The organism is Mesorhizobium metallidurans STM 2683 (assembly GCF_000350085.1).
Classification (GTDB): Bacteria; Pseudomonadota; Alphaproteobacteria; order Rhizobiales; family Rhizobiaceae; genus Mesorhizobium; species Mesorhizobium metallidurans.
The window spans coordinates 20,325-31,926 of sequence record NZ_CAUM01000073.1; the positions used below are offsets into that span (position 1 = coordinate 20,325).

General features: G+C 57.7%; 10 protein-coding genes and 2 pseudogenes. 6 read left to right on the plus strand and 6 right to left on the minus strand.

What is annotated here, in order from left to right:
- Positions 1-596 precede the first annotated feature (596 nt).
- Positions 597-1,067: an Hsp20 family protein gene (locus MESS2_RS12640; protein WP_008874645.1), complete on the minus strand. Its 471-nt coding sequence runs from the start codon at positions 1,065-1,067 to the stop codon at positions 597-599.
- A gap of 23 nt (positions 1,068-1,090) precedes the next feature.
- On the opposite strand from MESS2_RS12640, the gene MESS2_RS32255 reads away from it, so the two are divergent.
- The 4 genes from MESS2_RS32255 to MESS2_RS12660 all read left to right on the plus strand — a co-directional run bounded on the left by MESS2_RS32255 (position 1,091) and on the right by MESS2_RS12660 (position 5,729).
- On the plus strand, positions 1,091-1,288 hold the full coding sequence (locus tag MESS2_RS32255) for a hypothetical protein (RefSeq protein ID WP_008874646.1): 198 nt from the start codon (positions 1,091-1,093) through the stop codon (positions 1,286-1,288).
- A gap of 1,791 nt (positions 1,289-3,079) precedes the next feature.
- Positions 3,080-3,292 (plus strand): hypothetical protein, encoded by a 213-nt coding sequence (locus MESS2_RS34090; protein ID WP_040592829.1) that lies wholly within the window; start codon positions 3,080-3,082, stop codon positions 3,290-3,292.
- 51 nt (positions 3,293-3,343) lie between these two features.
- The gene (locus MESS2_RS12650; protein WP_157357686.1) at positions 3,344-3,559 is read left to right on the plus strand and encodes a hypothetical protein; all 216 of its coding nucleotides are present in this window, start codon (positions 3,344-3,346) and stop codon (positions 3,557-3,559) included.
- Positions 3,560-3,935: 376 nt separating this feature from the next.
- Complete coding sequence (locus MESS2_RS12660) at positions 3,936-5,729, plus strand: PAS domain S-box protein (protein ID WP_008874654.1); 1,794 nt, start codon at positions 3,936-3,938, stop codon at positions 5,727-5,729.
- Between the two features lie 138 nt (positions 5,730-5,867).
- Here MESS2_RS12660 and MESS2_RS33330 read toward each other — a convergent pair.
- Positions 5,868-6,070: pseudogene (locus MESS2_RS33330) on the minus strand (IS6 family transposase); the annotation flags it as partial.
- 40 nt (positions 6,071-6,110) lie between these two features.
- On the minus strand, positions 6,111-6,665 hold the full coding sequence (locus tag MESS2_RS12665) for a DUF1003 domain-containing protein (protein WP_008874655.1): 555 nt from the start codon (positions 6,663-6,665) through the stop codon (positions 6,111-6,113).
- A gap of 744 nt (positions 6,666-7,409) precedes the next feature.
- Between MESS2_RS12665 and MESS2_RS12670 the strand changes: the two genes are divergently transcribed.
- On the plus strand, positions 7,410-7,904 hold the full coding sequence (locus MESS2_RS12670) for a hypothetical protein (protein WP_008874658.1): 495 nt from the start codon (positions 7,410-7,412) through the stop codon (positions 7,902-7,904).
- A 46-nt stretch (positions 7,905-7,950) separates the two neighbouring features.
- Here MESS2_RS12670 and katE read toward each other — a convergent pair whose 3' ends face one another.
- Positions 7,951-10,062, minus strand: coding sequence for a catalase (gene katE, locus MESS2_RS12675; RefSeq protein ID WP_008874659.1), 2,112 nt, complete (start codon positions 10,060-10,062; stop codon positions 7,951-7,953).
- A gap of 239 nt (positions 10,063-10,301) precedes the next feature.
- On the opposite strand from katE, the gene MESS2_RS12680 reads away from it, so the two are divergent.
- The gene (locus MESS2_RS12680) at positions 10,302-10,865 is read left to right on the plus strand and encodes a sigma-70 family RNA polymerase sigma factor (RefSeq protein ID WP_040592839.1); all 564 of its coding nucleotides are present in this window, start codon (positions 10,302-10,304) and stop codon (positions 10,863-10,865) included.
- Here MESS2_RS12680 and MESS2_RS30940 read toward each other — a convergent pair whose 3' ends face one another.
- Both MESS2_RS30940 and MESS2_RS12685 read right to left on the minus strand, forming a co-directional pair.
- Positions 10,866-11,039, minus strand: coding sequence for a hypothetical protein (locus MESS2_RS30940; RefSeq protein ID WP_008874662.1), 174 nt, complete (start codon positions 11,037-11,039; stop codon positions 10,866-10,868).
- A gap of 42 nt (positions 11,040-11,081) precedes the next feature.
- Positions 11,082-11,602 (minus strand): annotated as a pseudogene (locus MESS2_RS12685) (NAD-dependent epimerase/dehydratase family protein); the annotation flags it as partial.

Consider the following 11,602-nt stretch of genomic DNA (forward strand, 5'->3'; position numbering starts at 1 on the left):
GTTGGCGGTCGTCAAGCGATGAACACGTTTAAACGACCGCCAACAGCGCACTCAATTATCGCCGCCTCTATACCAGGGCCGGCTCAGCCCAAACGATCGCTCCTCCTCCGCCCCTGTTGCGGGGAAGATGGGCTGCTGCCGGGCACGGTGGTGGATCATTGTCGTCGTTCCGGCCACGGCGACGTATCCACGAAATCCACTTCTTGTAAGGACGTCGTGCGAAAGGAACGCGCCTCGCCACATCGAACCGACAACGGACGCTTTCGTCTTGCTGCTCGCCCTCCAGCGCCGACAGAGCGCCCAGGATGTCGTCAAGGACTGCGACAGAACCGTTGTCCCACTGACGAAGTATTGGGACGCCGGGCACGGCACGTGCGTCGGAAGCCCAAGAGGCGAGCACCGCACGTTTTTCGGCGACGCTCATGTCTGGATGGTGGAGTATATCGTCAGGACTCCCGAGCGTCTCCCTGACACTGAGCGGGACTGTATGGCCTGACTTGGGTTTGAGGAAATCTTCGGTTTCGGGTGTCATCTCCGTTCTCCGCAATCTGTGCCTCCCGGCCAGGCCGGGAGGCGGGACCGCAGAATGGGTGTGGTCAGGCTACCTTGCTTTGCGGCTGAGTATCCTGGCTGATCTGCTTGTTCTGAGAAGGCTGCTTACCCGTGCTGATGCCAATTCGACGCGGCTTCAACTCCTCGGGAATGTCGCGCATCAGATCCACTGACAGCAAGCCACTCTCCAAGGACGCATTCGCAACCTTCACGTAGTCTGCCAGCCTGAAGACATGTCTGAAGTTGCGAGTCACCATGCCGCGGTGCAAAACTTGCCGATCGGTCTCTTCGGTCTGTTTTTGACCGACCACGATCAGTTCAGGGCCATGCTGTGTAACCTCGACCTCCTCGGGCGTGAAGCCAGCAATTGCCATGGTGATGCGGTAGTCGTTGTCACCGGTCTTCTCGATATTATACGGCGGCCAATCCGTCCGCACGCTGTTATCGAGCAGATCGAAGAGACGATCAAAACCGACCGTCGAGCGATAAAGGGGGGCATAATCCAAGCTTCTCATAGCCATATCCTCCGTGAAGCAACATGGGTTACAAGCAGCGCCACAGCGTCGCCGCGACGCCAAGACAGTCGAGCCTAAGCCTCGACGGCAATGGATTTGGCAACGTGATAAATGATTTCAAGGGCATGCAGAAAATTTTTTCGGGAGCCTTGGACAGCGATGGGACACTCGCGAAATCAGCTCGAAACGGAACTAACCACCGTCCTGCAATGACTGTATGATGCGGATCCCGTCCCAAGGGCGGCGGCCGGGCGAGTGGGAGAGCCCGCCGGACCATTCGCGGACCGACGAGCCCTGCGTCCCAAGCCCCAGCCTGGTCCGTGCAAATACGATGCCAAAATTAATTGATCCGATTCGGGTCATAAGAGCTCAAACAGAATTCAGCCGGCGTAGTTCATTCTGATGTTTCGTCTGCGATAATCCTCGTCACATGATCGCCAGCCGGCGCTCACCCCCTGAACCGCTGGTCCGGCCCTGCGGCCATCGAAACTGTGGCCCAGCCGCAGGGCCACGTTCCAGTACAAATTATCGGCTCATCCCCGAAATCGCTCAGTGTCCACTGCTGGGTCTAGAGCCCAATTGCAATCCGCGTCCGTCGCGCTTCGCGTGACGTGTCGTCCGTGAAGAATTCGGAATCCTTTGATTCTGTTTAACAATTTCCCCTGACTTCAGGTTTCAGATTGCCGGTAATCGTCAATACCTCCATGCTATCACCTTCCCTTGCTGCTTTTGTTCCGACCGCGGATCCATAATGTTCAGCTTGGATCTCTAGCGACCGAGCGGCAACTTGGAAGCCAAAACAAGCTCGTCCTCGTCCGTAATTCCAGCCCAAAAATTGGCAATGATCCGGGATGCGAGCGCTTCACGCCGCTGTTCAGATTGGCCTTCGATCTTCAGGCGGTCGAACACGCGGCCTAGAAGCGCGACTTGAGATGGATTGAATATAGCAGCTTCTTCGGCTTTCCAGCAATTGTCATGTGACCCTCTCAGGCCGGATGAACTGCAAACCTAATCCGACCTGACGGTTAGGCAAAGCAAAAAGTCCCTCACCATTCGCGAGCGGGCCGCGCGCGATCTTCTGAGTTAACCTTGTCACTTGGAACAGCCGTCATCATCGAAGGGTTACTTAAGATAAATCTTCTCAAGGATGCCAGTGTGCCAGAATACCATGTGGTCCATGGATGCGGTCAGACTTGGGATGTGGTCCGGCCCGGTACGCCAAGGAGGCGGCTCCCTTGGCAACGGGTGGGCAAACCTCGAACGACCGAACACGTCTGGATCCAGGATAACCGCCGAGGAGCAGTCCCGCGTGTATGCGTTGTGCTTTGAGCCATCCCGGGACCGAGGGGACATTATTTGAAAAAAGACCGTCCTTGGCACTGTGGGCCTGCCTCTCTGGTAGGGAAGCGGGCCGGTCAAGGTTGCCTTTCTTGACCAGCAGCGAGGGGACGCCGCTGTAGGTTCCGCTTATGCAAAAAAGGCGGATAGCGCAGCATGCCCTGGCAACAGCTGGGCAAGTTCGATCATTATACGAAAACAGAATTTTCAGACGCAAGGACTCCAACTATGACCACAAGTTAAGAACGTCCGCTGAACAAGGGGGAGAGCGGCACAGCGAAAGAGAGTTCGGCAGAACATAGGGTGGCGACCAGGCGCGCAAGGCTCAGGAATGGGGCGGCGGCTCGAAAGCCTGAAAGGGGACCGATCACGAAATCGGATCGGCGCAATCCCAACTCGAGCCAGAAGAGCTGAAGGAGCGAAAAGGCAGGATCATCCCCAGCACAAACACACCTAGCCGCCGCTGCCCGAGCAGCAGCAAGACATACCTGGCTACACTGACCAGATGGATTCTCGGCCGGGCCATGGCGAGGAAAGCATCGCGGCAGCGGTAAGCTGACGGACCGCGTCGCGCTGATCACGGGCGCCGATTCAGGCATCGGCACGGCCGTGGCGACGCATTCGCGCGTGAAGGTGCGGACGTCCTGATCTCCTATCTGGACGAAAACGAAGACGTGCGCGAAACCGCCCGTTGGGTGGAGGAGGCCGGCCGCAAAGCTGATGTCGCCCGCGGCGACATTCCCTGCCGTAGCGAGGACGAAGAATTGGTTGGGCTTCTGCTCCACGCCATTCCTGGCCAGAACATCGCCGTGAGCTTCGACCACCGGGTTGAGCGCGATCAGCGCCGGATCGCGTCGGCCGCTTCATTCGCCAAAGGCATATGTTAATTAGACCACCAGATCTCTATTGTTATTTTGGAAGACGAGGCGTTTGTAGCGTTGGACCTGGAAGAGGTTTTGAGCGATGCAGGGTTCCAGGTCGACGGCGTTTCTCGTCCTGCGCGGCAGCGCTGGAATGGTTTAACGGAAATTCGCCCGACGTGCCGTCCAGACATCTTTAGCTATTGGCAAACGATGACGACGTTTCGCGATCAGCTAAAGCCGGTCATGCCTAGTCCAGGGTTGCCGTTCCAGCTGGCTGGCGACTTTGGCTAGCATATGAACTGACACTGGCCTCGTGGCGAGGAACAACTCCAGGACTGAGAGGTTTTGTCTCCATGTGCGAGGAATGCTCACCATGGCTCACGATAACGATAAACAAGCTCGACCGGCGGAGCACGAGCCACTGGCGCAATCGCTTGCAAGTGAGACTGGGATCTCGGAGGAGCAGGCTCGCGAGCTCATCCGCCTGATCGGCACCGACCGAAATTCCCTGCTCCGCGAGGCGCGGCAGCTGCTTCGTCAGCGTCCGCGCTAGCAGGACTGGAGCGCCTTACCTCCATCAATCGAGTTCGTTCAATTCGAGCGGCAGTCTTGGAACTAATGGTTATGTGCCGCGTTGTAATTGGTTAAGCTGAGATTGGGGCCCAGAATGGACGAATTACCGGAGGGGACCGCTGTCATTTCCAAAAACTTGATAATATCTGCAGAGGATAGCGAAGATTTCGATTACCATGATTTTTTCGAGAACGGAGCCGTTGCTCTCCATCTGATGAGCGCAGGCGGGGTTCTCCTACATGCCAACCAGGCTGAACTCGACCTTCTTGGCTATCCTGCAGAGAACTATATCGGTCGCCACATGGCCGACTTCTATCCCGACCGGGACGCGATCGACGACATTTTAAATCGGCTCACCGGTGGCGAGAAGATCGCGAGATATCCGGCGCGTCTGAGAGCCAGCGACGGATCCATCAAGCATGTCGAAATCACCTCGATCGGCCATTTCCGGGAAGGGAAGCTGGTCAACATCAGATGCTTCACAATCGATGTGACCGACCTTGAGCGGACCCGCATGGAGCTCAGGCAACAGGACAATACCTATCACCAGATCCTCGACGGCCTTCCCGTCGCCATCTACACGACTGACCAGGATGGGATGATCACATTTTACAATCGCGCTGCGGCTGATCTGGCAGGGCGCGAACCTCAAATCGGCAAAGACAAATGGTGCGTGACGTTCAAGCTGTTCACTGACGACGGCAAGGAACTGCCCCACGACGAGTGCCCGATGGCGATCACTCTTAGGGAGAACCGGCCGGTCCGCAACCAGCAGGCCGTAGCACAGCGTCCGGACGGATCCTTTTTCCCTTTTCTACCCTATCCCACGCCGCTGCGGGATGAGCACGGCAAACTGATTGGTGCCGTGAACATGCTGCTTGACCTGACGGACCGCCAACGTGCCGAAGAGGCCAGGCAGCATCTGTCAGCGATTGTGGAATCCTCCTTTGACGCTATCGTCAGCAAGGATCTGAACACGATCATCAAGAGCTGGAACCAGGGCGCCGAACGCCTGTTCGGTTATACCGCCGACGAAGCGATCGGCCAGTTGGTGACCATGTTGATTCCGGATAACCACCAGGACGAGGAACCTCGCATCCTCGAACGCATTCGCCGTGGCGAGCGCGTCGACACCTACGAGACGATCCGGCAGCGCAAGGATGGCAGCCTGGTGCCAGTATCACTGACGATATCGCCTGTGCGCAACGCAACGGGACAGATCGTCGGCGCATCTAAGATTGCGCGGGACATCACGTCGGCCAGGGAAAACGAGCAGCGTATCCGCATTCTGATGCGCGAGGTCAATCACCGGGTGAAGAATCAATATTCGGTCATCCTGTCGATGATCCGCGAGACCAACAAGCGTTCGGAAACGCCGAAGCAGTTTGAATCCCAAGTGCGCGAGCGCATCATGGCACTGTCGCGATCCCACGACCTGCTGGTGTCGGCCGACTGGAAGGGCGCCACAGTCTGTGACCTTTTAACGGCGCAGGCCCAGCCGTTCCCGCGCTGTGAGGTGATCGATATGTCGGGCCCATCGTTGGTGCTCAGTCCCAATGCGGTACAATATCTTGGGATTGCCTTCCATGAACTCGCGACGAACTCGGCCAAACACGGCGTACTCTCAGGCGATGACGGCCAGATTTCGGTCATCTGGAAGACCACCGGTTCCGGTCCATCGCAGCTCTTTCACCTCACCTGGACCGAAACAGATGGGCCGCAAGTTCAGACCACTGGACAGCGCGGCTTTGGGACCGTCGTGTTGAAACAGGTTGCACCCGCCGCGGTTGGAGGCAAAGGAACTCTCGTTTGCGGTCCGGATGGGATCACCTGGAGCTTGGAAGCACCTTTAGTCGGCGTGCAGGCTTCCGTTATCAATGAGGTGTAGAACCACAAAATAGCCCGCCGACGGGGCATTCAGCACTCGATTCGTTTAATGGTCAGCAGATCCTCCCATGTGCCGAGGCATTCGCCGGCACCGTAAAGTTATTGATGAGGGAACGCGATCGAGGCGACGGGGCTGCTTTCAGGCTGCAGCGGTGATTTCGCGCCACGTTGCCATGGCCGCACTGCGAAGATCACGATGGTCGGAGGATGAAAGGGCGTGGCGGGGAAGTGAGCAGATTGGCATCGGATCGTGGATGGAGACGAACCGCTGAAGCTGGCTCGCTGGGACTTGAAGCGCTTCATGATCTGTTATCGGCGTCGGGTGGGCTGGTGGGGGTTTTCGCGATCAGTGAAAATAGCGACGCCCTTCGCCCAGAATAGCCTAATCCTCTGCCTCTATAATGTTGTCGAGAACGGCTTCAGGCGCCACGTCGCGCTTCAGCTCCTTCAATTCATCGTCCGCTTCCGTACGAACATTCAAGCGCCTGGCAATCTCCTCGACCATCTTGATGAGCTTGGTCGTCTCGTGTTCGTTCAGCAAACTGACCTGAAGATCGAGATCCGCTCTCGCATCGTCCTCAGCGGCCATCCGGTTCTGGTTGATGAGCACGAACGTGGACAAAAAAATCGCCTCCACGGATGCAACCATTGCCAGGATAACGAAGGATGGATTCCAAGGCTGAAAAAAGCCAACGGGCTTGATGTTGAGGGCTATCCAGCAGCCGAAGAAAACAAGATGAATATAGAAGACCATACTGCCTGCGAACTTGCTGATTGCCGCAGCGGCGCGTTGCTCTGCAGTGGCTGCTTTCGCATCGCGCTTCCGTCGTTGAACAATTGCTTCGATATTGCGGGCCAAGGCTGGAGCAAGGCCGTCCGCCGCTGGTGTGGTTGGGGTGGCGTTCCCTATATCATTGCCTGAGGCGTTCGGGCCCATAGCTCTCTCTCCGTGTCTGCCACTTAACCTGTCGGTCGGCGTTTCGATCCATGCAGTCTCAGGAGCTTTTACGGAACCTCATCACAAATGGCTCACCCAGTGAGAGACCCATCAGAGCCGTTCTAAAAGCGAGACGGTCACCGTCACGAATGCGCCTGGCGATTTGCTGGTCGAAGGCGATAAGAGATGTGCAAAAGGAGTAGCCGGCGTTTCGTGGGGAGATGTTCCCGCCGGTGACCGGATCCGATCAGGGACGCGGTTCATGCATAGGGCCGCTCTGCAACTGCGGCACTGCGCCGTTACGTGTCGATGCACTTGGGATGTCTGTCTCATCCGGGGGTCGAAACAAGGTGCGCCGGAAGACCGGCAAGGAGTAGATGGTGAAAGTCCATCGCAATGAAGGAGTAGCGATCCACATTGACCCGAGTCATGCGCGGTCGGCCGTGAGGCCGTTCGTGCAGCATTGACAGGCGAGCGTGTAGGCCAGCCATTGAACCACGAAATTGACGCTTCTCGGGTGCCGACGCTCATCTTGTGTGCGCAAGGCAACATGAACCGGCGCGACAGCGCGAGGGCCGGTTCAACCCGACGTCTCCTTGGTTGTCTTAGCGATCTTTGCGGCGTTGGCGGGACTGGTGGCAACCTGGTTCCTATAGTTTGCGGCGGCATAAAGGACGTTCAGGTGCGGCGGAACATCAGCGGTCAACTTTCGTTGAGATGCTTGTGAGAGAAAGGACATTGTCCATGTCAAAGTTCCAGGCCGCCACACCGGATCGTCTGCAGCAACTCAGGCTTGACGCTTCGGCTCATTTCGCCCCGATGATGCTGCACGAGGCATTGCTGCGCCTTTCCCACGCCTGTGGAGGTGAAAGCCTCGATAGGTTCGAGAAAGCCATGGTCGATCAGATCGAGGCTGCGAAGGACGATCGGGCCGATTTCGACACGATGAAGGAATTCGCGATCGAGCAGCTTTACGCCTTGATTCGGGAAGCGAACGATTCCCCAAAAAAGAAACAGTCATTGGAGAAGATAGAAACACGCAGAACATCCGGCCGCTCCGAAGAGCCGCAGACGCTCGAGGATCAACTGCAGTCAGGATTGGAGGATTCCTTCCCGGCAAGCGACCCGCCAGCGGTGCTATCCACAACGATTTCAGGCGGAACAAAGAAACTGGTCGGGACCGACGAGATTCTGAAAAAGCGGCGGCAGCCGGCGACTGGGGAAAGCAGCCAGTCATAGATCGGCGATATCCCATCCCACCCGCGGAACAGTTGACGATATCGCCTCAAAGCTTGACAGCCGCCTCCCGGGCCCACAGCCGCAGTTTGCGGCACGCCTTCACAAATGTCTTTGCCGAAGCTGCGGAATCCAGCTTTATCAGCCCCTCATCGGCATCGGCAGTGACGCCCGCCTTGGTCAGGAGCGGCTCGGCTCCCGGCGTAAAGCCGATGAATTTGCAATGTGCAAAGGCGTCGGAGACGAAGTCCTTCGCGGCGGCCTCATTGACCAGCAGTTCGGCGCCCGCCTCTGAGAGGAGCAGCACCACCGCGTCGAACAAGACGGATGGGCCGCCATCGATCATATGTCTGGCCTCGATGTGGGTACCGTCGGCCGTCTCGACGCCGCCCACCTTGGGCGCAACCACCTCCATTGTCGCGCCTTCCGTTTCGATGGCGGAGCGGAGTTCTTCGAACAATGCTGTATCGGCTCCGTCGTTAAGCAAGACGCCGACTTTGCGGCCTTTGAAACTGTCGGGCCCGTTTTCGATGATGCTGAGCGCCGGCGACGGCGGCAAGTCGTCGCGCACCGGCACCGCAGCTTCGACGGGCTGTGGCATTTCACGAATCCCCAGCTTGTCGGCAACGGTGGTCGCCAAGGCTTCATCAATGTTCAGCAAGTGCGAAACCATGCGTTCGCGGATCGCCGATGCCTGAACCTTGCTCAATTCGAACGTCAGCGCCATGGCGATGTGACGCTGCTCAGGCGGCGTCTGGCTGTTGAAGAACTGCCGCGCCTGACTGTAGTGATCGGCGAAGCTGTCCGCCCGCAAGCGCACTTTCTGCCCTGCTTCGGCATCGGCGAAAGAGCGGAAGCCTCGCTGCGGATCCTCACGCGGTCCCAGCCCCCACGAATTCGGTTCATAGTTGGCGCGCCCGACGGGGTTGCGCATGGCCATGTGCCCGTCCTGCTGAAAATGTGCAAACGGGCACTTCGGCGCGTTGATCGGGATGTGGGTAAAGTTCGGGCTGCCCAGCCTTTTCAATTGGGTATCGAGATATGAGAAGTTGCGGCCCTGCAGAAGCGGATCGTTGGAGAAGTCGATCCCGGGCGGCACATTCTGCGTCATGAATGCAACCTGCTCGGTCTCGGCGAAGAAGTTATCCGGCATGCGGTCGAGCACCAGCCGCCCGACCGGCATTGGCTCGATTATCTCTTCAGGAATGATCTTCGTTGCGTCCAGAATGTCGAAGTCGAAGCTGTCGGCAAATGCCTGATCGAACAGTTGCACCGTCAACTCCCATTCCGGGAAATTGCCGGATTGGATTGCGTCCCACAGGTCGCGACGATGAAAGTCGGGGTCGGCCCCGTTGATCTTGACCGCCTCGTTCCAGAGCACTGATTGCATGCCGAGCTTCGGCTTCCAGATGAACTTGACGAAGGTGGATTCGTCTTTCGCGTTGACGAGACGGAACGTGTGCACGCCAAAGCCCTGCATGAAGCGGAAGGAACGCGGGATTGCGCGGTCCGACATGATCCACATCACCATGTGCATCGATTCCGGCATCAGGCTGATGAAGTCCCAGAAATTGTCATGCGCGGTCTGGGCCTGCGGGAAAGCGCGGTCTGGCTCCTGTTTGGCGGCGTGGATCAGATCAGGAAACTTGATGGCATCCTGAATGAAAAAGACCGGAATGTTGTTGCCGACCAGGTCCCAATTGCCTTCCTTGGTATAGAGTTTGACGGCAAAGCCACGCACGTCGCGGGCCAGATCGAACGAGCCCTTGTTGCCGGCAACTGTCGAAAACCGCACGAAGGCCGGCGTCTTTTCGCCAGCCCGCTGGAAAATGTCGGCACGCGTGTGTTTGGCCAAAGACTCATAAGTCTCGAAGTAACCATGCGCGCCATAGCCGCGGGCATGAACGACCCTTTCCGGGATGCGTTCATGGTCGAAGTGGAAAATCTTCTCGCGAAAGTGGAAGTCTTCGATCAGCGATGGTCCGCGTTCGCCGATCCGCAATGTATTCTGGTCATCGGAGACAGGCGTTCCGAGCGCTGTAGTGAGAGTGGGCGTTTCGCCTCCCGCGATCTGGTGCAATTCGCCGCCATTTCCGCGCACGATATTTTGATCTGGTCCGTTTGCCGATTGGCGAGTTGAGCGACGGGCGGATTTGGCCATGACAGGTCCTCGATCGATGCGGAAGGTTGAAGCACTTAGGGCATCAAACTGCCGTTGCGCTGCATTGTTCCCGTGAACAGCGAAGAGGCGCGCTATTGCTGGGATAGTACGCCGGGCAGAATTTCTGAAGAGTTGGGTCCGGCAAGAGGAACGAACCCATTTTCCATGCATTTAGCTGTGGCTGCGTTAACACATTCTTTCTTCTGGGAGCTGGACCATTGTCATCCGGAGGCTACGATTTGGCCGACCAGGAAACCAATGAAGTTTCCATCGTTGACCTGATACCCGCGCTTCGAGCTTTCGCGCGTACCTTCTGCCGCGTTCCCGACGATGCCGACGATCTGGTGCAGGAGACGCTGACCAAGGGTCTCGCCAATATCGACAAGTTCGAACCCGGTACACGCATGAAGTCGTGGCTCTTCACCATCATGCGCAACACTTACTACACCCGGGTCAAGATCGCCGCCCGGGAAGCGCCAGGTCTGCTCGACTGCGCGTCTTCGAGACCGTTTTCGGAAGCCACACAGGAATGGACCGTTCAGAGCAAGGAAGTTCACGCCGCCATTCAAAAGCTACCCGAACACCAGCGCGAGGTTATGACGCTGATCGGCGTTCTGGGAGTGAGCTACGAGGAAACGGCCGAGATATGCGGCTGCGCGGTAGGAACGGTCAAAAGCCGGCTGAACCGTGCCCGCGCCAACGTTCTTGAGTTGCTTGGAGAGAGCTCGCTGCAGACATTGGTAGAGAGACGAAATCGTCTATCAGACGGACAACTCGATATCGAAGTCGACAGCCGCAGGTAGTCAGTTCTTCACTTCCCGCCGACGTTTCTCGACCAGCGCGTTTTGCAATTCGATCGCCAGCTTGGTCAGGCGGTCTGGAACCTTTTCCTGCTCTATGGCGAACAGAAGAGAAGCAATCTCCTGGTCCACCGCCATGCCGGCACGCGGGTCCATGGTATCGTCGCTCGAAGACATAAGATTCTCTTGATAGCACTCCCTCTATTCCAGTGTGGGTATAAGCATCGGCCGTTGGGCGTTGGCGAGACGTGAAGCGAAGTTGGCCAGCACGCCAGTATAGGGATTTGACAGCGCCTGGCCGGCGCCGAAGACGTTGAACAGGCGCAGCGCCACCGCATCGATTCCATAGGCTTCGCCGAAGATCAGCACCGCGCGTTCTTGGGTGTATTTTGTCAGCGCATAGATCGAGGCGAGATCGACCGGCTTTTCCTCGTCTGTCGGCAGCGGCGAGAGGGGTTCGCCTTCTGATGACAGCGGGTTCCATTGTCCGCTTTTGATGTCGCTCGCCTTGCGCCGGGCAGTATCGACGCGCCGGCCGTCAGGCGTGGCATAGAGGCCCTCGCCATAGACGCTCATCGAGGAGGCGACGACGATCCGCTCGACCGGATGTTTGATCAATATCTCAAGCAGCGTTGCCGTGCCGAGATCGTTGGCGCCGACATAGCGCGCGATCTCGTACATCGACTGTCCGACGCCGACTTCCGCCGCCAGATGGATGACCGCGTCAACGCCGTCCAGCG